General features: G+C 71.9%; 18 protein-coding genes, 3 tRNA genes and 3 pseudogenes. 10 read left to right on the top strand and 14 right to left on the bottom strand.

Annotated elements, in window-relative coordinates; translation table 11 throughout:
* Positions 1-121 precede the first annotated feature (121 nt).
* Positions 122-1006, bottom strand: a complete 885-nt coding sequence (locus OG866_RS22510) for a DUF2797 domain-containing protein (RefSeq protein WP_329337250.1) — start codon at positions 1004-1006, stop codon at positions 122-124.
* A gap of 39 nt (positions 1007-1045) precedes the next feature.
* Positions 1046-1410: pseudogene (locus OG866_RS22505) on the bottom strand (HGxxPAAW family protein).
* A gap of 65 nt (positions 1411-1475) precedes the next feature.
* On the opposite strand from OG866_RS22505, the pseudogene OG866_RS22500 reads away from it, so the two are divergent.
* Positions 1476-1884 (top strand): annotated as a pseudogene (locus OG866_RS22500) (MarR family transcriptional regulator).
* A gap of 132 nt (positions 1885-2016) precedes the next feature.
* Positions 2017-2535: a hypothetical protein gene (locus OG866_RS22495; RefSeq protein WP_329337248.1), complete on the top strand. Its 519-nt coding sequence runs from the start codon at positions 2017-2019 to the stop codon at positions 2533-2535.
* A gap of 10 nt (positions 2536-2545) precedes the next feature.
* On the opposite strand, the gene OG866_RS22490 is transcribed toward OG866_RS22495, so the two are convergent.
* Positions 2546-3829: a hypothetical protein gene (locus tag OG866_RS22490; protein WP_329337246.1), complete on the bottom strand. Its 1284-nt coding sequence runs from the start codon at positions 3827-3829 to the stop codon at positions 2546-2548.
* Between the two features lie 274 nt (positions 3830-4103).
* On the opposite strand from OG866_RS22490, the gene OG866_RS22485 reads away from it, so the two are divergent.
* Complete coding sequence (locus OG866_RS22485; RefSeq protein ID WP_329337245.1) at positions 4104-4283, top strand: hypothetical protein; 180 nt, start codon at positions 4104-4106, stop codon at positions 4281-4283.
* A gap of 20 nt (positions 4284-4303) precedes the next feature.
* Here OG866_RS22485 and OG866_RS22480 read toward each other — a convergent pair whose 3' ends face one another.
* The 3 genes from OG866_RS22480 to OG866_RS22470 form a co-directional block, all read right to left on the bottom strand.
* Complete coding sequence (locus OG866_RS22480) at positions 4304-4978, bottom strand: signal protein (RefSeq protein WP_329337244.1); 675 nt, start codon at positions 4976-4978, stop codon at positions 4304-4306.
* 68 nt (positions 4979-5046) lie between these two features.
* A tRNA-Arg gene (locus tag OG866_RS22475) sits at positions 5047-5119 on the bottom strand.
* A gap of 188 nt (positions 5120-5307) precedes the next feature.
* Positions 5308-5398 (bottom strand) — tRNA-Ser (locus OG866_RS22470).
* A gap of 171 nt (positions 5399-5569) precedes the next feature.
* On the opposite strand from OG866_RS22470, the gene OG866_RS22465 reads away from it, so the two are divergent.
* Positions 5570-6043 (top strand): SSI family serine proteinase inhibitor, encoded by a 474-nt coding sequence (locus OG866_RS22465; RefSeq protein ID WP_329337243.1) that lies wholly within the window; start codon positions 5570-5572, stop codon positions 6041-6043.
* A 305-nt stretch (positions 6044-6348) separates the two neighbouring features.
* On the top strand, positions 6349-10716 hold the full coding sequence (locus tag OG866_RS22460) for a response regulator (protein WP_329337242.1): 4368 nt from the start codon (positions 6349-6351) through the stop codon (positions 10714-10716).
* Positions 10717-10752: 36 nt separating this feature from the next.
* On the opposite strand, the gene OG866_RS22455 is transcribed toward OG866_RS22460, so the two are convergent.
* The 6 genes and pseudogenes from OG866_RS22455 to OG866_RS22430 form a co-directional block, all read right to left on the bottom strand.
* Positions 10753-12429, bottom strand: coding sequence for a long-chain fatty acid--CoA ligase (locus OG866_RS22455; protein WP_329337241.1), 1677 nt, complete (start codon positions 12427-12429; stop codon positions 10753-10755).
* Between the two features lie 153 nt (positions 12430-12582).
* Complete coding sequence (locus OG866_RS22450; protein ID WP_329337240.1) at positions 12583-13149, bottom strand: SigE family RNA polymerase sigma factor; 567 nt, start codon at positions 13147-13149, stop codon at positions 12583-12585.
* Between the two features lie 327 nt (positions 13150-13476).
* Entirely contained in the window at positions 13477-14643 is a 1167-nt protein-coding gene (locus OG866_RS22445; protein WP_329337238.1) for a lipid-transfer protein, read from the bottom strand.
* 175 nt (positions 14644-14818) lie between these two features.
* A pseudogene (locus OG866_RS22440) lies at positions 14819-15209 on the bottom strand (MaoC/PaaZ C-terminal domain-containing protein); the annotation flags it as partial.
* The gene (locus tag OG866_RS22435) at positions 15196-16254 is read right to left on the bottom strand and encodes a bifunctional MaoC family dehydratase N-terminal/OB-fold nucleic acid binding domain-containing protein (protein WP_329337236.1); all 1059 of its coding nucleotides are present in this window, start codon (positions 16252-16254) and stop codon (positions 15196-15198) included. The pseudogene OG866_RS22440 and the gene OG866_RS22435, both read right to left, overlap by 14 nt.
* A gap of 407 nt (positions 16255-16661) precedes the next feature.
* Positions 16662-16976 carry a hypothetical protein gene (locus OG866_RS22430; protein ID WP_329337234.1) on the bottom strand — a complete coding sequence of 105 codons (315 nt, stop codon included), beginning with the start codon at positions 16974-16976 and terminating at the stop codon, positions 16662-16664.
* Between the two features lie 348 nt (positions 16977-17324).
* Between OG866_RS22430 and OG866_RS22425 the strand changes: the two genes are divergently transcribed.
* Positions 17325-18269, top strand: coding sequence for a bifunctional DNA primase/polymerase (locus OG866_RS22425; protein WP_329337232.1), 945 nt, complete (start codon positions 17325-17327; stop codon positions 18267-18269).
* 73 nt (positions 18270-18342) lie between these two features.
* The gene (locus OG866_RS22420; protein ID WP_329337231.1) at positions 18343-18804 is read left to right on the top strand and encodes a hypothetical protein; all 462 of its coding nucleotides are present in this window, start codon (positions 18343-18345) and stop codon (positions 18802-18804) included.
* A gap of 80 nt (positions 18805-18884) precedes the next feature.
* On the opposite strand, the gene OG866_RS22415 is transcribed toward OG866_RS22420, so the two are convergent.
* Together OG866_RS22415 and OG866_RS22410 are read right to left on the bottom strand one after the other, a co-directional pair.
* Positions 18885-18971: transfer RNA gene (locus OG866_RS22415), tRNA-Ser, on the bottom strand.
* A gap of 93 nt (positions 18972-19064) precedes the next feature.
* Complete coding sequence (locus OG866_RS22410) at positions 19065-20681, bottom strand: S1C family serine protease (RefSeq protein ID WP_329337229.1); 1617 nt, start codon at positions 20679-20681, stop codon at positions 19065-19067.
* 281 nt (positions 20682-20962) lie between these two features.
* Here OG866_RS22410 and OG866_RS22405 point away from each other — a divergent pair, with 281 nt between their 5' ends.
* The 3 genes from OG866_RS22405 (at position 20963) to OG866_RS22395 (ending at position 23665) form a co-directional block, all read left to right on the top strand.
* On the top strand, positions 20963-21772 hold the full coding sequence (locus tag OG866_RS22405) for a glycerophosphodiester phosphodiesterase (protein ID WP_329337227.1): 810 nt from the start codon (positions 20963-20965) through the stop codon (positions 21770-21772).
* 162 nt (positions 21773-21934) lie between these two features.
* Positions 21935-22573 (top strand): ATP-binding protein, encoded by a 639-nt coding sequence (locus tag OG866_RS22400; RefSeq protein WP_329337225.1) that lies wholly within the window; start codon positions 21935-21937, stop codon positions 22571-22573.
* A 126-nt stretch (positions 22574-22699) separates the two neighbouring features.
* Positions 22700-23665 (top strand): DUF5926 family protein, encoded by a 966-nt coding sequence (locus OG866_RS22395; protein ID WP_329337224.1) that lies wholly within the window; start codon positions 22700-22702, stop codon positions 23663-23665.
* The last annotated feature ends 179 nt before the right edge of the window (positions 23666-23844 follow it).

Raw genomic sequence — 23844 nt, 5'->3', positions numbered from 1 at the left:
CATGTCAGCCACGATCGATCCCTGCCCGGCATCGCGTCCAGGCTCCTTGCCGAAAGGGATCCGGGAGGGATCCGAGTCTTTACTTTGCGCCTCCTTCAAGTCTCCTTCCGGTGGTCCGGCCTCAGAACAGCCCGTCCTGCACCCCTGTCTCCTTCCTGAACTCCCGTACCGGCACCGAGACTTCCGCCGCCCCTGATGTCACGTCCACCGGCACCAGCCCCCACCCCGTCATCAACCGCGTGTCCAGTACGACCACCCCGCCCCCGGTGTCCAGATGCAGATCCGGCCCGGCCGCGGCGACCAGCCGTCCGCCCACCACGCCGCCCGCGACCAGCTCGGTGACCGCACCGACGGCGGCCGGCGCCCCGGCGAGGCCGAACACCGCCACGTGGTCCACGGGTCGGAACGGCTCGGCCCGCAGCGACTCCGGCCAGCCGCCCAACGCCACCGCCCGTGCGTGCAGTTCCGCGATCTCGGCCGCCCGCTCCCCCTCGGTCCCCGGCAACGCGGACCGCACCGCGCGCTTGGCGACGTACGGAATCCGGTCCGGGACCCGCAACGCGGCCCGCAGCAGCTCCTCACTCCGCCGCGCCGCCATCAGCGGACCGACGCCCAGCCAGCTGAAACAGACGGCCCCCTGCTCCAGCAACCGCGCGGAACCCCGTTCCTCAGCCGTGATCCCGACCTTGGCCATGCCGGGCCCGAACCACGCCAGATACACGTGGTACGGGCGCGGATCGTCCGCGATCGTGTCGGCGGCCACCGAGTGCGCCCGGTCGAGGCGCGCACACTCCTCGCACCGCGCCCCCGTGCTCCGCCCCGGCACGGGCGCCCGCACCGGACACGCGTGCCCCCGCGCCCCCACGCAGGTCCGTCCACCCCCGTCCGCGACCCCGAAGGCCACTCGTTTCCCCCAGCTCAGCGCGGAGCGCCGGCCCCCGTCCCACGCCAGCACGGGACCGTCCGCCGACCAACGCAGCCCCGCGCACTTCCATGCCTGTGCCATCCCGATCGAGAGTAGGGGGCACCACTGACAACGGCCCGATCAGCCACCGGCGTCCGCGGTGACGACCTCCGGCCCGGCGGCGGCGACCACCGGCACAACGCCACGCCGCCCCCGCCCCGCCGGCCGGCACCCCACACACCCCGGATGCCCGGCCCGCGCCGACAGGTCCCGCGTCCGCATCCCCCACCGCTCCCGCGGCCGACGCCCCGGCGGCTTGCCCCAGCCCGCGAGATGCAGGGCCCAGGTGACCAGCACCCCCAGCACCACCACGGCGCCCCGCCCGCCAGCACCGGGGCCGACGCCCTGACCACCCCGAGACCCAGGACGACACACCCGACCGTGGCCACGGCGCACCCGGTCCACCCCGCGACGGTGTGCCCCTCGTCATACTGGGGCGCACTCACGTTCCAGCCTCCCGCCCACAACAGATCCGCGCCTCATCGCGACGCACCTGCTCGGCCAGCAGGAAATGGCCCAGCGGCTGGGTCTGAAGGTCACCGACCTGCTTTGCTTCGCCTGTGTCCTGAAGGCTGGCGAGAACCTGCTTCACCGCGGGCGACCTCGCGGAGCACGCCCATGTCACGACGGGCGCGATGACCGGCATCCTCAACCGCCTTGAACGCGGCGGCTTCATCACCCGCCGCCCCGACCCGAACGACCGTCGCCGCGTCCGTGTCGCCGCCGTCCCGTCCGCGGTCACCCGCCTCACGGCCCTCTACGGCCCCTACTACGCCCGCCTCGACACCCTCTTCGCCGACCGCTCCGCGGCCGAGGTCGCCGTACTGAACGACTGGTTCACGCGGACGACAGGGCTCGCCCTGGAGTCCATCGAGGAGCTGCGGAGCGCCGACGCGGAGGCCGCCGAGCAGGGCAAGTAGGGCGCGGCGGAGGGGAGATGGTGGAGCTGGCCCCACCCCCGTTCCGGGAGGGCACACCATCGTTTCGCGCGGCGGACCGGGAGATCGTGGAGCACGTCAGCAACTCCTCGATCACCTCGGAAGGACACCGCCATGCAGACGCACCGCGCGGAGAGCACGGACGTGCAGCCGGAGGTGAAGCCCGAGGTGGGCCCGCTCGCCTCCTTCGTCCGGTTCGTGGTGTGCGGCGGAGGCGTGGGGCTGCTGTCGAGCGCGGCGGTCCCGCTGCTGGCGCTGCTGACGCCCTGGGCGGCGGCCAACGCCGTGATCACGATCGCGTCCACGATCCTGTGCACCGAGCTGCACGCCCTGTTCACCTTCGGCACCGGCCGCCGCGCCGGACTGCGCCGCCATGTGCAGTCGGCTGGCTCGGCGACGGCGGCCTACGTGGTGACCTGCGCCGCGATGTTCGTTCTGCACACCGTGCAGTCCTCGCCGGGCCTGGTCTGGGAGCAGGCCGTCTACCTGGGCGCCTCCGGCCTCGCCGGCATCGGCCGCTTCCTGGTGCTGCGGCTGTGCGTCTTCGCGGGCACCCGCGGGGAGACGGCAACCGTACGGCCCCTGCCGGCCGCCGGCCGCCTCCACCACGGCGACCTCCAGCTCGCCGGTTAGCAGACGGCGGCTACGAACCGTCCGCCCGCACCGCGTACACGTACCGCAGACCGTCGTACTCGCTGACGTTCCAGATCACCGACTCGCTGTACGACCAGCCGGACGCCCCGCTGCTGTGGAAGCTCAGGTCCTCGCAGCCGACGGCGAGGTCGGCGACGGTGGTGGCGGTGGACGCGCCGGAGGTGAAGGTGCGCAGAGCGCCCTTGGCGGACGGGCCGGCGCTCACCGAGAGGTAGTGCTTGGTGTTGCGGGAGACGATGCCCTGGATCTTCTTCTGGGCGACGGTGACGGCCTCGGTCGCGGTGAGCGAACCCGGGTGCCGGTCGGTGTAGTCGAGCTGCCAGCGGACGACGTGGGGTGTCGTCTCGGCGGGCGCGCCGGTGCCGTTGAAGGTGTGGCCGGGGTCGTTGTAGGAGACCACGCCGTCCAGCGAGTACTCGCCGATCACCAGGCTGTCGGGGGTGCTGGCACGGTCGAGGCCGATCGTCGAGTAGCGCAGATACGTTCCGGCGTTGTCGTAGGCGTAGCTCTGCGGAAGGACGTACTGGTAGCCGTACCCGTAGTACTTGCCGTCGGTGTGCAGACCGCAGACGTCCTTCTCCGCGGTCTCGACGGTGAACAGGGTGTTGAGGTCGAAGATCCGCAGACCCTTGTAGGTGTCGACGACGTAGAGCAGGTTGCCGTACCACATGATGCCGCCGGCGTGCTTCTGGACGGGCGCGAAGGAGTAGGCACCCGAGGCCGTGCGCACCGGCTCGACGAGCAGTACGTGCCGATAGGTGGGCGCGGCGGGGGCGTTGTAGTCGACGAAGGTCAGGCGCATGCCCTTGTCGATGGCGTACTCGTCGCCCGGGGTGTCGGGGTCGGTGTCGGTCTCGAAGTACCAGGAGACGAGGACGACCTTGTCGCCGCCGCTGTCCGGGTAGCGGCCGTTGCCGTAGGCGTCGGCGCTGGTGGTGACGCCCTGGGGTATCCAGTACAGGACGTCCTGGTCGGCGGGGTCCCAGGCGAAGCCGGTCTGGAAGGCCTCGGCGGTGCTGGGGGCGCTGCTCAGCGCGTCGGCGTCACGGTTGGTGGTGGCGATGACGGTGGTGGCGTCCACCTTGGTCAGCCGCGCCGCCAACCCGGCCGCCAGCGCGGCGAATTCGCCGTACTCGTTGGAGGTGCGGCCGGCCAGGGAGTACTGGTTCGCGGCGACGGTCGCCGCGTGGGCGGGAGCGACGGAGAGGACGTTCGCCGCCGCGCCGGCGAGGGGTGCGGCGGCGATGCCGCGCAGGATCGTTCTTCTCGTCATGGTCATGACGCGAAAAACTAGGCGCATTCGAACATGTGGCACAAGCGTGTATGTTCGCCTCAACGGATGCGCGTGCCACGGCACTTGGGCCGGCGCCGCCCCGACACGGGGCAGCCGCACCCGGCGGGTGGGGCTGGCCACACCCCCGGCCCGGTAGGCGACTCCATGGTTCCGCGAGGGGGCTCGCGGCATGGTGGACGTCAGAGGTTCTCCACGGCCTTCAGAGGAACGCGTCCCGCCCCAGAGGCTCGACCCTCACCGGAAGGAAGCTCCCATGAACACCCAGCCCCACACCCCGGTCCCCGCCGACGACAGCGAACTCGCCCCGCTGCTCACCGCCTGGGACCAGGCCCACCCGGCCGCCGCCGACCCCGAGTGGCGCCACCTGCTGGACGAACTCGCCCACCCGCACACGATCGAGGCCTTCCACCGGCTGGCCGGGGCGGCGGCCTGAACTCCCGTACCCGGCCCCCGCTACGAGGCGGCGGCCACGGTCAGCGTGTAGTCGACCCCCGTCGCGAAGTCCCCGGCAGTGCCACGGATCTTCAGCGTGTGCGGACCGCTCTTGAGAGCGGGCAGTTGGACCCACAGCCCGCAGCCCGTGCCCTCGAACGTCTGGTCGGTGCCGGTGACGGGATTGCCCGCGACGCCCTCCACGGTCACGGCCTCGTCGCGGTAGACGTCCGCCTCGACCTTCTTGCCGTCCAGGACCGCCGATCCCTCGACACCGTCCATGAACAGCGCACAGTCGTCGAGCCCGCCGATCCGGTTCACGAGGGGAAAGGCGACCGGCACGCCCGCGGGCACCGGGCAGCTGCGCTCGGCCCGCGTACCGAAGGTGCCGGCCAGGAACCACACGTCCTTCGGCTGGTTCCGCGCGCAGTCACCGCCGTCCTCGTCGGCGACCGGGTTGGTCGACTCGGGCTCCGAAGCCGCCCAGGACCACCAGCGACTCTGCAAGACATCGGGAGCGAGCCGCCCCTGCTCGGCCGAGGACGCGGACCCGGACGCAGATACGGAAGCGGACGCGGACGCGGACTCCGGCGCCCGTCCGGCGTCCTCGCCTCCGTCACCGCGACCGCACCCCACCAGCACGACCGCCAGCCCCACACCCACGAGCCCCGCTCTGCCGCCGCCCCTGACCTTCATCGCGCTCTCCCTCCCCCAACATCACGACACGCGAAAGGCCCCGGATCTCTCCGGGGCCTCTCTCGATGTGCACTCGGCAGGATTCGAACCTGCAACCTTCTGATCCGTAGTCAGATGCTCTATCCGTTAAGCTACGAGTGCTTGTTCTGTTTTCCCGCCGTTCTTTGCCCTTTCGGGCCGCTCGCGGCGACAGGAAGAACATTACATGACTGCCGCCGCCATGTGAAATCCGTTTGCCGCACCCCTTGTGACCTGCGAAAACGGCATCAGAGGCCCGTACTGACAACGACGAAGCCCCGGTCGGACGACCGGGGCTTCGTGATCAAGCGCGGAGGCGGAGGGATTTGAACCCTCGATGGGATTGAAGTCCCAAACCGCATTAGCAGTGCGGCGCCATAGACCGGACTAGGCGACGCCTCCAGCACAGCCGCCCGCGCGAGCGCGAGTGGTGCGTGCAGATGATGACACAGTCGAGCGTGGTGTCACCAATCGCCTCCCACGGTACTAGGCAGGCGGGCCGCAGAGCAAAGCTCTTCTCGCGGTCGACGGGCCGTGGCGCAACCGGTCGGGGCGGGCGGCGTTAGTCAGGTCATGTCCCTGTTCCGGAAGTCCCGCGCCCCGCTCGCCCGGCTGCTCGTCGCCGGCGCCTCCTCCCTCGTCGCCGTAGGCTCCCTCGCCGCCGCGCCCGCCGCCGCCCTCGACCTGATGCCGCCGCCCGCCCGCGACGACCTCGGCACCGGCGACCACCTCACCGTCACCGTCAGGAACGCCGGCCACGGCGGGAACGGGACCTTCGAGCTGTACTGCCATCCCGGTGGCGGCACCCACCCCGACGCCGGCCGGGCCTGCGCCGCGCTCGACCGCGGCACCCGCTGGGGGAAGGACGCCTTCGCCCCCGTACCCGACGACAGCGTCTGCACCATGCAGTACGGCGGCCCGGCCACCGCGCACGTCACCGGGACCTGGGCCGGGCGGCCCGTCGAGGCGACGTACGACCGCAGCAACGGATGCGAGATCGGGCGGTGGGACCGGATGGTTCCGGTACTGCCCGACCTGCGGTCCTGACGCGTCCGGCGGCCCCGCAGGTCCTGCGGCGGTCCGGCGACGCCGTACACCCGCCGTGTCCGCACAGGCATTTCATGGCGGATTCAGCGAGGGCGTAAACGAACCGCGAAGGTCCAGGGGAGACGAAGGAAGAGGTCGCGGGAGTCGGGCACACGTTCTGCGTCACTTCGTCGTGCGACCTCCCTCTCATCCGGGGCCGCGCGCGCAACCGCAGCCCTTAGACTCCCTCGCGTGACACGCTGCGGACCGGTTGGCAAGATGGCCCGAGCGGTCGGCAAGATGCGGTAACAGGGAGGAAGCGTCTCGTGAGCAGCAGGCCATCCCGAGGCGCTGCTCGCCTCGCAGCCATACTCGACGCGCTGCCCGATGCGTTGGTGCTGGTCAACGCCAATGGGACCGTCGTGAACGCCAACACCATCGCGCTCGAGGCATTCGAGACGCCGGGTACGGCATTGGTCGGGCGCGGGCTGCTCGATCTGCTGCCCGAGTTCGACTCCAAGCTGATCCCGGGCTCCATGCGGCGGCCCGATCACATGGATCCGGCGGGGCGGACCAAGCCGACCCGGATGATCGCGCGCCGGACCGACGGGGTCGAGTTCCCCGTCGAGGTCACCAGCGCCAATCTGGAGAACGGCCAGCAGGCCTACGACAGCTACGGCTACAGCGGCGACGAACTGCTGATGCTCGTCGTACGGGACCTCACCGGCACCGTCGACACCGAGGCCGAGCTGGCCCGGTCGCAGCGGCAGACCGAGATGATCCTGCGGGCCGCGTCGGAAGGCGTCGTCGGGACCGACACCGATGGGCGGATCGTCCTCGTCAACCCGGCCGCCGCGCAGATACTGGGCTACCGGGCCAGCGACCTCGGCGGGCGCGAGCTGCACGAGCTGATGCTGCACTCCCGCGCCGACGGCACGCCCTTCCCCTACGAGGAGTCCCCGCTCGCCGACACCCTGCGCTCCGGGCGCAAGCACCGGGTGCGCGGGCAGGTGGTGTGGTCGAAGAAGGGCGAGAAGGTCTCCGTCGACCTGACGACCGCGCCGGTACGCGACGGCGACCAGCTCGTCGGCGCCGTCATGACCTTCGCCGATCGGCGGCCGTACGACACCCTCGCCGAGGAGAAGGCCACCGTCGAGAAGCAGCACGCGGACGAGTTGGAGCGGCTCTCCGAGGAGCACGCCTCCGAACTCACCGCGCTGCGCCAGAAGCACGTCACCGAGGTCGAGGAGCTCCAGGAGCGGCACGCGGAGGAACTCGCCGCCGGCGAGGAGCGGTACGCCGCCCTGGGCGAACGGGAGAAGGACCGCTACGAGGCTCTCGCCGGGCGGCACGAGCAGCTGCTGACGCTGCTCGGCGCCTCGCTGCGCGGCCCCCTCGACGAACTCCGCCGCGAGCTGGCCGCCCTCGCGGCGGACGACGCCGGGCAGTTGTGGCCCGAGGCCAACCAGGTCCTCCATCATCTGTCCGCCGGGTACTCGCGGATCACCCAGCTCATCGACAACGTCCTCGCCTACCAGCGGCTCGACGCGGGCAGCGACGGCATCACCCGGACGAAGGTGATGCTCGACGCCGTCGTCGCGGCGGGTGTGGAAGGTGCGGTCGAACTCGTCGGGCCCGGACGCGTGCAGTTCGCCGTGCACGCGCCGCCCATCGAGGCCAAGGTCGACCACTCGCTGCTCGCCCGCGCCCTCGCCCACCTCGTGGCCGATGTCGCCGGTGTCGACGCGACCGGCAACGCGCCCGTCTCGGCGGGCGGTTACATGGACAACACGGTCGTGGTCGCCGCCGCCCAGCGCGGCGAGGTCGTACGGATCGAGGTGCGCGGCCCGTACGCCGGGGGAGACCCGGTGCACGAGCCGATCGTGCGCGGGATCGTGCGGGCGCACGGCGGTGTGCTCCAGACGCATGAAGTGCCGGGGATGAGCGGCAGCGCCTACGTCCTCGAAGTGCCGATCGGGGGTGGCGCGGGCGCTGTTCCGGCCGACCCCTCCGCCTCCGGTCCGGCCGCGATCGAGGCCGCTCCGGAGACGACCGACGCGGGTGGACGACGCCGGGCGCGGCGGTCGTCCGTCGACGCGTTCCTGGAGAGCGAGGACCTGGCCGCCGACTCCGACAGCTCCGCCGAGGGCCCGGGTGAGGGCGGCGGCGGTACCGCTCCGACCGGGCGCCGCAGGAGGCGTACGGCGGAGGAGGCGGCGCAGGTCGCGGCGCAGACGGGCGTGGAGTCCGGGGACGCGGCCGGCGGTACCGGTCGGCGGCGGGGGCGGCCTGCCGAGATCGCCGGGGGTGACGGGGCCGCGGGTGCTGCCGCCGGCGCCGCCGCTGATGTCGCCATAGGTGCCGGTGTCTCCGAGGGTGCCGTCATGACCGCCGCCGAGCATGCCGCGGGTACCGCGGCCATGGGCAGCGGGCTGGGCGGGACCGTACCGCCGCAGGGAGTGCCGCCGCAGGGGGTGTCGGCACAGGGGGTGTCGGCACAGGGGGTGTCGGCGCAGGGGGTGCCCGCACCTGCGCAGCATGCGTTGCCGCCCGCGTTGCCCGCGGTGGCGTCCGGGGACGGGGCCGGGGCCGGCGGGGAGACTCAGCCGACCGGGCGTCGACGGCGTGCGCTGGCCGCCGCGAACGAGCGTGCGGCCGCGCAGGAGGCGGGGCCGCGTGCGGTGTTCGCCCTGCCGCCCGCGGAGGCGGACCGTGGTCCCGAGGGTGCCGGTGCAGAGGTGCCGCCGGGGCAGGGGCAGGGGCAGGGGGCCGCTGTGGCTTCGCAGGTCCCTGCGCAGCAGGCCCCGGCTCCGGCTGCGGCTGCGGTTCCCGTTCCGGCTCAGGCCCAGGCCGCCGTGCCACCGCAGGCGTCCGGCGCCCAGGTCGCCGTACACGTTCCCGGGCAGGCCGCGCCCGCTGCTGTGCCCGCCGCCATGCCCGCCGGGCTCGTCGACGACGGGCGGCACGACGCGGTGCCGCACGACCAGGCCGAGGACCACACTCCGCCGCAGCCGCACCCCGCGAGCGCGCCGACGGGTCGGCGTCGCCGGGCCGTGGGTCAGCCCGCTGAGGCCGCCGGGGCGCCCGCGCCGGGGGTTCCGGTACCGCAGCAGGCGGCCTCGGGGCAGGGCGTCCAGGTGACGGCGGCTCCGGACCAGCCGGTGCCCGCTCAGCCAGTGCCCGCTCAGCCGGTGCCGGCGCAGGGCGTCGCTCCTGGCGTGTCCGTGCCGGCCCAGAACGCCACCGGCCAGACCGCGTCGCCCGCCCAGGCTCTGTCTCCGGTTCAGGCTCAGGCTCAGGCTCCGAACGCGGCCGTCGCTCCCGCGCAGCCGCTTCCGGCCGAGGCCGCATCGCAGCCCTGGGCCACGGCTGACGGCACCGTCGGCCCCGGCGGCGCCGACGGCACGGCTGGTGCCGGGGCCGCCGCGCAGTCCGCCGGTACTCCTGCGCCCGGCACACCGTTGCCGCCCGAGGCCGTCGCCAGTACGGCACCGGCTCAGGCGCCGGCGCGTGCTGCTCAGCCGTTGCCCGCCGAGGCGGTGGCGCCCGCCGCTCCCGCCGCTCCCGTCGACCCGAACTCCACGCAGGGGCGGGCGATCAGCGTGCGGACGCTGGGGCAGGGCGTGCCGTTCACCCGGCAGGCGGCCCAGGTGCAGCAGCCGCAGACGTCGGCGACGCCCGCGCCGCATCAGCCGGGGGGGTCCGGCCGGCGCCGCAAGCTCGGTACGCCGCCCGACCCGGCCACGGGCCGTCCGCACCCCACCGCGGAGGCCCCCGCGCCCGCCGCTGCCGCACCGCAGCCGTCGCTCGCCGGCCAGTCACGGCTGACGCAGATGACCGAGGGCACCGGACGGTCGTACGCCATAGGAGCGCCGGACGAGAACGCCGCCGAGGGGCCCGAGCCGCTGGACGGCCCGGGCGGGGCCGTGGAGGTCGCCGATCCGCCGCGGCCACAGCCGATGGACGACGAACTGCCGCCGGAGCCGCTGGACAATCCGCGTCGGCTGCTGGTGTGGCCCGCGCCGGACGTGACGACCCAGCAGGCGCTGAGCGACCGCGGGTACCGGCCGGTCATCGTGCACTCGCGCGAGGAGGTCGACGCGCAGATCGCCGCCTTCCCGGCCGCGCTGTTCGTGGACCCGCTGACGGGGCCGATCACGCGGACCGCGCTCCAGTCGCTGCGGGAGGCCGCCGTCACGGCGCAGGTACCGGTGATGGTGACCGCGGGGCTCGGACAGGCGACGCGCGAGGCGGCGTACGGCGCCGATCCCGCCGTACTCCTGAAGGCGCTCGCGCCGCGGGACAGTGAGCAGCATCCGCCGCGGGTGCTGCTGATCGAGGAGCACGCGGAGATCGCGCTGGCGCTGACGGCGACGCTGGAGCGGCGCGGGATGCAGGTGGCGCGGGCCGCGAGCGACGCGGACGCGGTGGCGCTGGCGGGGCAGTTCCGGCCGAACCTGGTGGTGATGGACCTGTTGCAGGTGCATCGGCGGCAGGCCGGGATCGTGGACTGGCTGCGGGCGAACGGGCAGCTCAACCGCACCCCGCTCGTCGTCTACACCGCCGCCGTCGACCAGGCGGACCTGCCGCGGCTGGCGTCCGGGGAGACGGTGCTGTTCCTGGCGGAGCGGTCGACCAGTGCCGAGGTGCAGGCGCGGATCGTGGACCTGCTCGCACGGATCGGCACCAACTGAGCCTTTCGCGGGCCAGTTGGTGCCGACGGGGGTCTGCTAGAGCTTGGTGACGTCCAGGGTGCCCTCCGCGTACTGCTTGCGGATCACCTTCTTGTCGAACTTGCCCACGCTCGTCTTCGGGACCGACTCGATGATCGTCCAGCGCTCCGGGAGCTGCCACTTGGCGATGTGGCCCTCGTCGGCGAGGAAGGCGCGCAGTGTCTCGAAGGTCGCGGCGGAGCCCTCGCGCAGGACGACGGTGGCCAGGGGGCGCTCGCCCCACTTCTCGTCGGGGACGGCGACCACGGCGGCCTCGGTGACGTCCGGGTGGGACATCAGCGCGTTCTCCAGCTCCACCGAGGAGATCCACTCGCCGCCGGACTTGATGACGTCCTTGGCGCGGTCGGTGAGGGTGAGGAAGCCGTCGGGGGAGATGGTGCCGACGTCGCCGGTCTTCAGCCAGCCGTCCTCGCTGAACTTGTCGGCGGGGCGCAGCGGTTCGGCGGCCGGGCCGTTGTAGTACGCGCCCGCGATCCAGTTGCCGCGGACCTCCAGCTCACCGGCCGACTCGCCGTCCCAGGGCAGGCGCTCGCCGCCGGGGCCGGAGAGGCGGGCCTCGACGCCGGCCGGGAAACGGCCCTGGGTGAGCCGGTAGGCGAACTCCTCCGGTGTGCCCACCGCCTGGGCCGGCGGGCGGGCGACGGTGCCGAGCGGGGAGGTCTCCGTCATGCCCCAGGCGTGGCAGACCCGCATACCCAGCTTGTCGAAGGCCTCCATGAGGGAGGGCGGACAGGCGGAGCCGCCGATGGTGACCTGCCCGAGGGAGGACACGTCCCGCGGCTTGGCGGTCAGCTCGGCGAGCAGTCCCTGCCAGATGGTGGGCACGGCGGCCGCGTGGGTCGGCTTCTCTCGCTCGATCATCTCGGCGAGCGGCGCGGGCTGAAGGAAACGGTCCGGCATCAGCATGTTCACGCCGGTCATGAAGGTGGCGTGCGGCAGGCCCCAGGCGTTGACGTGGAACTGGGGCACCACGACGAGCGAGGTGTCCTGGTCCGTCAGTCCCATCGACTGGGCCATGTTGACCTGCATGGAGTGCAGGTAGATCGAACGGTGGCTGTACACCACGCCCTTGGGGTCGCCCGTGGTGCCGGAGGTGTAGCACATGGCGGCGGCCTGCCGCTCGTCCAGCTCCGGCCAGTCGTAGGCCGTCGGCTTGGCGGCGATCAGCTCCTCGTACTCGTGCACGCGCACGTGGGAGCCGTCGAGGAGGGAACGGTCGCCGGGGCCGGTCACGACCACGTGCTCCACCGTCTTCAGGTGCGGAAGCAGCGGGGCGAGCAGCGGCAGCAGCGAACCGTTGGCGATCACCACCCGGTCGGCCGCGTGGTTGACGATCCACACCAGCTGCTCGGCCGGGAGCCGGAGGTTCAGCGTGTGCAGGATCGCGCCCATGGAGGGGATCGCGAAGTAGGCCTCGACATGCTCGGCGTTGTTCCAGGCGAGCGTCGCGACCCGCTCGTCGGCGGCGACGCCCAGGTCGTCACGGAGAGCATGCGCCAGCTGGGCCGCACGGGTGCCGATCTCGGCGAACGAGCGACGGTGCGGCTCGCTCTCGCCGGTCCAGGTGGTCACCTGTGATGCGCCGTGGATCGTCGACCCGTGGGTCAGGATCCTCGAGATCAGCAGCGGTACGTCCTGCATCGTGCTCAGCACGGCGTCCTCCCGGGGCGACATTGCCTACGCGGTAGTAAGGGTTGGGCTGATTCTGCTCACATACCGCTTGGTATGTCACTAGGCCGCGGTGATCGATCACGTCACGTTGCGTTCACAGCGGGCGGGGGGTACCGGGGAGGAACGGTACTGCCCGCCGCAGGCCCGCCGGGCGGCCTAACGCACCAGGCCCAGTTCCGGGTCCTCGCGCAGCTTGCCCAGTGCCCGCGACACCGCCGACTTCACGGTGCCCACCGACACCCCGAGCACCTCCGCCGTCTGTACCTCGCTCAGATCCTCGTAGTACCTGAGGACGACCATCGCCCGCTGCCGGGCCGGCAGCTTCATGATCGCCCGCCACATCGCGTCGTGCAGCGCCTGCTGTTCGGCCGGGTCGTCCCCGCCGGGCAGCGGCTCGGGCTCCGGGATCTCGTCCGTCGCGAACTCATCCACCTTGCGCTTGCGCCACTGAGAGGTGCGTGTGTTCAGCAGCGCCCGGCGCACATAGCCGTCCAGCGCCCGGTGGTCCTCGATCCGCTCCCAGGCGACGTACGTCTTGGTGAGCGCGGTCTGCAACAGGTCCTCCGCGTCGCTCGGGTTCGCGGTCAGCGACCGGGCGGTACGCAGCAGCACCGGCTGGCGTGCCTTCACGTACGACGAGAAGGAGGGGTACGTCGCATGCGGGCGGGTCTGCCTCGCCGGTACTGCGGCGTCCGAAGCGCTGGTGCAGACGGGTGTGGTCATGGCTCCACGCTAGGAGCGAGGGTGCCTCCCGCTCATCGGCCGCAGGTCCCGAAGACGACTCCGCCTCAGGTTGTAGGGGTAGGGGTGGCTCCACCTCCTGAGGGTGGACGAGAGCCCGGGAACTACTGCGGGATGACCCCTGGGGGGTCGTCCTGGGGGCCGTCCTGGGGGCCGTCCTGGGGGGCCGTCCTGGGGGGCCTCCATCGTGACATCCATGAAGCTCTCCGCGACGGTCCCTCGGCGGTCTCCTCAGCGGCCCGTTGCAGGTCTCCTCGGCGGCCCCGTTGGTTGTCTCCTCGACGGCCTCCCTGGGCGACTCCTCGGATGTCATCCGTCCGCCGTGAGCACCAGCCCCGACGTCGGCACTCCCGTCCCCGCCGTCACCAGGACCCGGCGGGCCGAGGGTATGGGGTTCACGGCCGTCCCTCTTATCTGACGCACGCCCTCCGCCATTCCGTTCATCCCGTGCAGATACGCCTCCCCCAGTTGTCCTCCGTGCGTGTTCAGCGGCAGTCGCCCCTCGGCCACGAAGTCCGCCGCCTCCCCCTTCCCGCAGAACCCGAACTCCTCCAGCTGCATCAGCACGAACGGCGTGAAGTGGTCGTACAGGATCCCCACGTCGATGTCGGCCGGGGTGAGCCCCGACGTCCGCCACAGCTGGCGGGCCACCACGCCCATCTCCGGCAGGCCGGCCAGGTCGTCGCGGTAGAAGCTGGTCATCTGCTCCTGGGCCCGGCCCGCCCCCTGAGCGGCGGCGGCCACGACGGCGGGCGGGTTCATGAGGTCCCGCGCCCGCTCCAGCGAGGTAACGACCAGGGCCTGGCCGCCGTCCGTCTCCTGGCAGCAGTCGAGGAGGCGGAGCGGCTCCACGATCCAGCGCGAGGCGGCGTGGTCGGCGAGGGTGATGGGGCGGCCGTGGAAGTAGGCCGCCGGGTTGGTCGCCGCGTGTCTGCGGGCGGTGACGGCCACCTGTCCGAAGGCCCCCGGTGTCAGGCCGTACGTGTGCAGATAGCGCTGGGCCGCCATCGCCACCCAGGACGCCGGGGTGAGCAGCCCGAACGGCAGGGACCAGCCGAGCGCCACCCCCTCCGCCGACGGCTCCCGGTGCTGCACCCCGGAGCCGAAGCGACGCCCCGAACGCTCGTTGAAGGCGCGGTAGCAGACCACCACCTCCGCGACACCCGCCGCCACCGCCAGCGCCGCCTGCTGCACGGTCGCGCAGGCCGCGCCGCCGCCGTAGTGGACGCGGGAGAAGAACGACAGCTCACCGATGCCGCAGGCCTGGGCGACGGTGATCTCAGGGCTGGTGTCCATCGTGAACGTCACCATCCCGTCCACGTCGGCGGGCGTCAGCCCGGCGTCCTCCAACGCCGCCCGCACCGCTTCGGCGGCCAGGCTCAGCTCGCTGCGCCCGGATTCCTTGGAGAACTCCGTGGCCCCGATACCGACGATCGCCGCCCGCCCACCGAGGGAGTCCCGCGTACGCACACTCATCCGGCACCTCCTGCGGGGGCGGTCACTTCCGAGGGCACGGCGGTTGCCGAGGGCGCCGGGGCCGCCGAGGACACGTCGGCTGTTGAAGGGACGTCGGCTGTCGAGGGCACCACGGACGTCACCGGCACGTCGGCCGTCGAGGGCGCCGCGGACGTCACAGGCACGTCGGCTGTCGGAGGGACCGTGACCGTCACCGTCCCCGTGACGTGTCTGCCGATGGCGTTGTCCCCGGTCACGCGGACCGTCGCCGTGTCGCCGTCCGCCCCCTCGGTGATCTCCTCGACCGTGCCTCTCAACACCATCGTGTCCCCGGGGTAGTTGGGGGCGCCCAGCCGGATGGCCACACGGCGCAGGACGGCCGTCGGTCCGAAGTGGTCGGTGATGTAGCGGCCGACCAGGCCGTTGGTGGTCAGGATGTTCATGAAGATGTCGGGGGAGCCCTTCTGCCGGGCCAGCTCGGCGTCGTGGTGCACGTCCTGGTAGTCGCGGGAGGCGATGGCCCCGGCGACGACGAGAGTGCGGGTCACCGGGATCTCCAACGGCGGTAGTTGCTCACCGGGCCGCACGGGAACCTCCCCCGACGGCGGCGCGACTTTCCTCGGCCCGGAAGACCGGCAGCACCAACTCCTCGTCGTACGCCTTGAATTCGAGCCGTACCGGCATACCGATCCGCACCTTGTCGTACGCCACCCCGATCACGTTGCTGATCATTCGCACGCCTTCCGTGAGCTCTATCAACGCGACCGCGTAGGGAGGGTCGAAGGCCGGGAAGGGCGGGTGATGCATGACCACGTACGAGTGGACCTGGCCCGTACCGCTCGCCTCGACCGTGTCCCACCCCGGGTGTCCGCACGCGGCGCAACCGGGCAGCCAGGGGTGGCGCAGCGTGGAGCAGCCGGTGCAGCGCTGTATCAGCAGACGGCGCTCGCGGACGCCCTCCCAGAAGCCGACGTTGTCACGGTTGACGACGGGGCGTGGACGCGGGGGCTTCTCGTGAGGAGGCTTCTCCTGCCGAGGCGCCGCACGCTCGGGTTCCTGCCGCTCGGGTTTCTGCCGCTCGGATTCCTGCCGCGGTGGGCCCTCCCTCCGATGTGCCGGTGCGTACTTGAGGATGCGGAAGCGGTGGGTGCCGGCCAGGTCGGGGCCGACGTGGATGTCCATGCGGGTCGTGACGAAGTAGCCCGTGCCGAGTTTTGTCGTCTTGCGGTCCGACACGGACTCGATGACCGCGTCGAACGTGATCTCGTCACCTGGGCGCAGGGGGCGGACGTACTCCTGCTCGCAGTCGGTGGCGACGACCGAGGTGCAGCCCGACTCGTCGAGGAGGGTGAGCAGTTCGTCGTACGCCGAGGAGCGGGAGGTATGGCCTGAGAGGCCGCCCATCGTCCACGCCTGGAGCATGGTGGGGGGCGCTATGGCGTCGGGGCCGGTGTACGCCGGGTTGGTGTCGCCCATGGCCTCGCACCAGTGCCGGATCATGGGCGCGTTGACAGGGTCCTTGCCGACGGCGGAAACGGCGGCGGTCCGGCCCTCGTACGCCTTCAGTCGCCTGCCCAACTCGTCGGCCAACACGTCGCTCAGCCCGTCGCTCACCTGCGGCTCGTGCGCCATGGACCTCAACCTCCCCCTCTGTCTTCCTCTGTCTCGCTCTGTCTTCCGCGTCCCCGTCGTCCCGCCCGTCGCGTTCTGTCATTTCTGGTACACCGCAGCCGCCGCCCGGGTTCCCGCCAACCGCCCACGAACTTCGAGAAGATTTCTGACTGTCCGTCAGATAGTGGGAGCTGTCAAGGTCGAAGCCGTGGGGGCCGAAGCTGCGAGGGTCGAGCTGTCGAGGGTCATGCGAAAACGGCTGCGCGGCGGCGCCGAAGCACCACCGCGCAGCCGTACGACCACCCCTCTGAGCACACCCGACGGATCAGGCCGGCCGACCCCCCGGTCCGCCGGCCCTCCCCTCAGTTCACCCCCTCACCTCACCCCTCAGGCCACCCCCCGGCGCACCCCCTCAGTTCACCCCCGGCTCACCACCACAGCGGCGTGAAATTGATGGACGTGTTGTCGTTGCCCTGATTGATGGCCGTGAACGCGGAGCCGTTGACCTGCGCGGTGTTGCTCTGGTTCGAGGCGCCGGAGCCGACCGCGTTCTGCTGCGTGGTGGACGAGTTGCCGTTGTTGGCGCCACCGACCCCGCTGCCGACGACGCTCGCGACACCCGCGTTCGATCCGTCGTCCGCGAAGCCGCCGTTGTCCGCCGTCGCGACGCCGGTGAACAGAGCCGCGGCGAGCGGAAGGGCGGAGACGGCGGCGATGACGCGGGCGGTACGGATGCTTGCCATGTTCTTCCTCCAGAACCCGGCTGCTTGAGCCGGAAATACGTCAAGTAAGGCTGTGTCCAAGGCAGTTGGCCGACCACCCCGGTGTCGTTCACGACGTCGCAGGACCAGAGTTGCCCACCGAATCCCCGGCGAACCACCCCGGAAGCCACCATTCCCCCTGAAGCGTGAGGACAAGTCGATAAACCCCTTTCGCGATGTAAGGCATCGGATCACCCTGCTCCGGGCATCTCCGCCCCAAGCGCCGCAAGAGGTGAAGCGTTCCGTCGCCTTTCCGGCCAATCCGCACCGCCCGGCGAGTCGCCCCCGAACTCCCTTCCCTTTTTCGAACACTCGTACGAAAATGGAGTCATGGCCACCACAGACCGGCAGGCCACGACGCTGGCCCTCGCACACGCCCTGTCCGCCGCCGAGCGCGGACTGGCTGTCATCCCCCTGTCCCGGACGAAGCTCCCGGCGCTGCGCTCCCCGCACCGCGACGGCACAGCGAGCCCCGAAACTCCAGCCCCCACGACCCCCCAGACCCCGGCCCCCGCGCCCCCCGCACCCCCCGAGGCCGTGTCGGGCCCGCCCTGCCACGGCGAGTGCGGCCGCTTCGGACACGGGGTCTACGACGCCGCCACCGACCCCTCCCGCATCCGCGAACTGTTCGCCGCGGCCCCCTGGGCGACCGGCTACGGCATCGCCTGCGGCCTCCCGCCCCACCATCTGATCGGCGTCGACCTCGACACGAAGTCCGGTACGGACTCCTCGACGGCCCTGCGCGAACTGGCCCTGCGTCACCTCTTCACGATCCCGGCCACGGTGGTCGTCCTGACCCCGAGCGGCGGCCGCCATCTGTGGCTGAGCGGCCCGCCGGACGTCGTCGTCCCCAACTCCGCGGGGCGGCTGGCGCCCGGCATCGACATCCGCGGCGCCGGCGGCTATCTCGTCGGCCCCGGTTCCCGCACCGACCACGGCGTGTACGCGACGGCCCCCGGTACGGCGCACCTCGCGCCCGCGGCCTGTCCGCCGGCTCTGCTGCGCCTCCTGCTCCCGCCGCCCCGCACCACCCACCACCCCACGCCCGCGTCGACCGGCGACCACGGGCAGGGCCTGGTCCAGTTCGTCCTCGCCGCGCACGAGGGCCAGCGCAACACCCGCCTGTTCTGGGCGGCCTGCCGTGCTTACGAGGACGGCATCGGACCCGCCCTCGTGGACCCCCTCGTCGAGGCGGCCCTCAACACCGGCCTGTCCGAACGCGAGGCCCGCGCCACGATCGCGTCGGCGGCACGCATGACGGGGCACCGGCCGTGAGGGCGGATGCCGCGGCACCACGTACAGCACCATCCACGGGAGCACGATGCGCCACCGTCCCGGAGTGCCGACCATGGCCCTGGCACGCCTCACCCTCGCCTCGGGCCGCAGTGTCGTCCTCGCCGAGCTGCGGCTCTCCTCGACGTACGGCGAACTGCCCGAGGGCTATCCGTGCCGACCGGTCAACGAGGTGAGGATCCAGGGCCTGTTGCGCTCGGCCGCGCACGCCTACCCGACCGCTCCCGTCCACCTCGTCCCGCCGCCGCGCGAGTACCCCGACCAGTACGCGGGCGCCCACGGCCCCGTCGAGATCCTCCCGTCGGTGGCCTGTGTCGGCGCCTTCCGCTCCACGGCCCTGGACCCGTCCCGCGACCCGGTCCTGTACCGCTCCCGTCTCACCATCGTCTGGTTCCAGTCGACGACCTTCGTGCCCTCGGGCTGCGACGCCGAGGCGGCCCTCAGGGATGTGGCCTGGGACGAACTGGCCCAGGACCACGAGCTCCAGGACCCGCCGCTCACGCCAGGACGAAGGTGACGGACGCGCGGCCATGACGCTGCCCCTACACGCGCGCCGAAGGGGTGCCTCTCCTGGAGAGACACCCCTTCGAACACGTGCGGTGGGTGTGGGATTTGAACCCACGGTGACATCGCTGCCACGACGGTTTTCAAGACCGTTCCCTTAGGCCGCTCGGGCAACCCACCCCGCGCCGCCGCTCGTCGACCGGCGGCGCGGGGACAAGAGTAACCGGTGCCCACGCGCGCGTGGGGTTCGGCGCTACGACCGCGCGCGTGAGGTCAGCTGTCGCCCTCGCGGGAGCCCAGGGTGAGCTCCACGGTGTTGGTCTTGCCGCCCCGCTCGTAGGTGATCTTGACCTTGTCACCGGGCTGGTGGGTCCAGATCTCGCCGATGAGGGTCGGACCGGAGTCGATCACCCTGTCGTCGAGCTTGGTGATGACGTCGCCGGGCTTCAGACCGGCCTTGGCGGCCGGGCCGCCGGACTCGACGGGGTCGGCGCCGCTGGCGCCCTGCTCCGTGATCTTCGCGCCGCCGCTGGAGTCCTCCAGGGAGACCGACGCGCCGATCTTGGCGTAGACCGGCTTGCCGGTCTTGATGAGCTGCTGGGCGACGTACTTGGCCTGGTTGATCGGGATGGCGAAGCCGAGGCCGATCGAGCCGGACTGGCTGCTGCCGCCGAGGCCGCCGCTGCTCGTCGACTGGATCGCCGAGTTGATGCCGATCACGTTGCCCTGGGCGTCCAGCAGCGGGCCGCCCGAGTTGCCGGGGTTGATCGAGGCGTCCGTCTGGAGGGCGCTCATGTAGGAGGCGTTCGAGCCCGTCCCGTCGCTGGAGGCAACCGGGCGGTTCTTGGCGCTGATGATGCCCGTGGTGACCGTGTTGGACAGGCCGAAGGGGGCGCCGATCGCGATGGTCGAGTCGCCGACCGCCACCTTGTCGGAGTCGCCGAGGGTCAACGGCTTCAGGTCGCCCGGCGCGTTCTTGAGCTTGATCACCGCGACGTCGTAGCCCTGTGCGTGGCCGACGACCTCGGCGTCGTACTTCTTGCCGTTCGGGAAGGTCGCGGTCAGCTTGCCGCCGTCCACCGCGTCCGCCACCACGTGGTTGTTGGTGAGGATGTGGCCCTCGCGGTCGAAGACGAAGCCGGTGCCGGTGCCGCCCTCGCCGCTGCTCGACTCGGCCTCGATGGTCACCGTGCTCGGCAGGGCCGAGGCGGCCACGCCCGCGACCGTGCCCGCGTCGCGCTTGACGTCTCCGCCGCTGTCGGAGGCGGCGACGGTCGTCGACGAGGTGTTGTCGTCGTTCTTGGCCAGGGTGTAGCCGAGGCCGCCGCCCAGGCCGCCCGCGACCAGGGCCGCGATCAGGACGGCCGCCATCAGACCGCCGCGTCCGCGCGACTTGGGGGCGGGCTGCTGGTAGGAGGCGCCCCAGCCACCGGCGCCCGCGCCGCCCGAGCCGCTGTCGGCGTACGCCGGGGTGGCGGGCGGCGGAGGCGGCCAGGAGCCGTCCGCGGCCTGGGGAGCCTGGCTCTGGGCGCCGTAGCCGGGCGCCTGCCCGCCCGGAACGCCCTCGCCCTGCGCGCCGTACCCGGGGGCCTGGCCCGGAGAGCCCTCACCCGGCGAGCCCGACGAGCCCGGCGAGGCCTGCGAACCCGGCGCCCCCTGCGGGCCGCTCGATCCCGCCGACGCGTAGGCCGGTGTCTGGCCCGCGTGCACCAGCTCCTGCTCCGGCGCGCCGGGGGCGTGCGGAGGCGTCGTGGGGAGCGGGGTCGTCGGGGCGCCGCTGTCCGGCGCGCTCGCCTGCGGGGAGGCCGGGGAGGCTGCGGGGGAATCCACCGGCACGGGAGGTGCGGACGGGGCCGGGGGTACGGCAGTGCCCTCGTTCTCGGTGCTCACAGCTTCTCTCCTCGATCCACGGCTGTTGTCCTAAGGTCGCACTCGGTCACACTCGTTCACGCTTGCCGACGGTCCGGCGCGATGCAGCTGTGCATGTGCTTTTGTATGCCGTCAGCTTTTCCCACAGGACGTCAGAGCACCATAAGCGGTGCCTGTGGGTCTGCGACCATCCTTTATATGGGACCTGTTGGACGAAACGGTCGCATCTCGGCGCTCGCTCCTCGTCCGATCGTCGCCCACCTCGTGCGACGCGTACCCCGCAGCGGTGGCACCATGACGCGGTGACCCACGCACGACAGCACGGCATTCAGGTCGTCGCCCACCGCGGAGCCTCCGAAGAGGCCCCCGAGCACACTCTGGCCGCGTACAGGAAGGCGATCGAGGACGGCGCCGACGCCCTCGAGTGCGATGTGCGCCTGACGGCCGACGGCCATCTCGTCTGTGTCCACGACCGACGCGTCAACCGTACGTCCAACGGGCGCGGGGCGGTCTCCGCCCTGGAGCTGGCCGAGCTGGCCGCCCTAGACTTCGGCTCCTGGAAGAACCGGGACGAGGAGCCGGACTGGGAGCATCGCCCCGAGGACCGCGAGGACACGTCCGTACTCACCCTGGAGCGGCTCCTCGAACTCGTCGCGGACGCGGGCAGGCGGGTGGAACTGGCCATCGAGACCAAGCACCCCACCCGGTGGGCCGGTCAGGTGGAGGAGCGGCTGCTGGTGCTGCTGAAGCGGTTCGGCCTTGAGGCCCCCGCCACGGCAGCCGAGTCCCCGGTGCGGATCATGAGCTTCTCCGCCCGGTCGCTGGCACGCGTGCGTGCCGCCTCGCCGGCGCTGCCGACGGTCTACCTGATGCAGTTCGTCTCGCCCCGGCTGAGGGACGGCCGGCTTCCGGCGGGTGTGCGGATCGCGGGCCCCTCGATCCGGATCGTGCGCAATCACCCGGCGTACATCGAGCGGCTCAAGCGAGCCGGCCACCAGGTGCACGTGTGGACGGTGAACGAGCCCGAGGACGTCGATCTCTGCGTCGAGCTGGGCGTCGACGCCATCATCACCAACCGGCCCCGCGCGGTGCTGGGCCGACTGGGCCGATGACCGGTGCGGTCCCTGACGGTGACTCACTGGTAAAGACCTGTGAAGAAACCTTGACCCCACGAGTCGACTGAAGCATCTTCGGTCTCGGCCAAATCACCGAAATCCGGCCATCCGATTACAGGGAGTGCACCGGCGCGTTCGGTCCGTATTCGATCGTTGTGAATGCGTCGGCGGACCTGGATTGGCCGGTTTCCGGTACAGGCCAATGGGGCATCCACACCGTGGCGTGGGGCAAAGGAGGTCTCGGGGGTGGCGTTGGTGGTGGCACAGGAGGTGCCCACGTCGTCGAGCATGGCCGTACCCCATGGCCCTGCGGGCGTGGGGGAAGCAAGACACCGGATGCGTTCTCAGCTGCGGACGGGCGGTGTGTCGGAGACGGTCATCGACGACGCCGTACTGATCCTTTCCGAACTCTTGAGCAATGCGTGCAAACACGGCCGGCCCCTGGGCGACGCCCTGGCCGGGGACGGCGACGTCCGTGCCGCGTGGCGCGTGGAGCCGGGCGGCAGACTCACGGTCGAGGTGACGGACGGCGGTGGGCCCACCCGCCCCGCTCCGGCCACGCCCTCGGTCACCGCGCACGGCGGCCGCGGGCTCAACATCATCACCGCGCTCTCCGACGACTGGGGCGTCCGGGACGACGCCCGCGGCGAGGTCACGGTGTGGGTGGTCGTGCACGACGACGTTCATGATCCGGACGCAGGTCACCGCCGGGACGATTTCGCTACGCGCGTCACGGCCCCCTCGGTGGCGTCCATGCCCGACCTGGACTTCGCCGACGCCTTCACCGACCTGGACTGAGGGCCGGGGCTCGCCGCACCGGGCCGACCCGACGCATCGGCACGTTGTCCACAGGCTCCCGTCGCGCATGGCGTGAACGGCTAGGCTCCCGCCGTACGAGACGAGTCGTAACCGGGAGACCCCACGATGGCCAAGAAGCGACCCCAGACGAAGGCCCAGCGCCCTCAGATCGCCGACGGGGAGGTCCCGGTCGTCGGTGCCCGTGAGCCCTGCCCCTGCGGCAGCGGCCGCCGCTACAAGGCGTGTCACGGCCGGGCCGCCGCGCACGCGGTGACCGAGCTGGTGCAGCGCCCGTTCGAGGGCCTGGCGGGCGAGGGCGACTGGGTGGCGCTGCGCGAGCTGGTGCCGGCCGCGACGGTCGAGCTGTCCCTGAAGGGCGGCCTCCCGGAGGGCGTCCCGTCGGTCACCCTGGCCACGGTGCTGCCGATGGCGTGGCCGGCGCTGCGCCGCGACGACGGCTCGGTCCTGCTGGGCCTCCAGAACGACACGGCGTCCGGCGACATCAGCCGCGACCTCGCCGACACCCTGCAACGCGCGCTCACCGCCGACCCGGGCACCCCGGTCCAGGGCCGCCGCGCCCCCGCCGACGGTCCCCGGTTGCAGGATCTCCTCGACCCCGAAGGCGTGTTCGAGCCAGTCGTGCACGAGGGCTTCGAGTTCTGGGTCCCGGACGCGGAGAACGCCACCCCGGAGGTGACCGCCTCCCTGGAGCGGGCCAACGCCGCGGCCATCCCGACCGCGAAGCTCCAGGGTGTGGACGCCGCCTACTGGTGCGAGACGCCGGAGAAGAACCACCTGCGCTGGGTCATGCCGTACGGCGAGGAGCAGCTTCTGGACGCGCTCGCGCGGCTGCACGCGGCCGGGAGGTCCAGCCTCGGCGAGGGCACCCGGCTGGTGGGTTCCTTCCGCGCCCACGGCCTGACCGTGCCGGTCTGGGACCTGCCGAGCGAGGTCTCCGCGGACGACGTGGAGAAGCCGGCGGCCGAGTTCGCCGAGCGGCTCACCGCCGCCCTGGCCTCGGACGCGCCGCTCACCGCGGACGAGCGTCGCGCGCGTGGCGGCCTGACCAACCGACAGGTGACTCTCAGCTGACACACAGGTTCGAGTCCGGGACGCGGCTGACCGGTCGGTCAGCTGCTCCGGCACTCGAGGCGCGCTTGGAACGGATCACAACTCCCGTCCGGAACAAGTGAGTCGGTGTCCGGAAAGCCGACGAACTTCCGAGATCGAATTTGCGAACAGCCGATCTCTTGTTACCGTTCGAGTAGCCC

The organism is Streptomyces sp. NBC_00663, from assembly GCF_036226885.1.
Taxonomy (GTDB): domain Bacteria; phylum Actinomycetota; class Actinomycetes; order Streptomycetales; family Streptomycetaceae; genus Streptomyces.
This window is presented reverse-complemented; position numbering and strand designations above follow the sequence as displayed.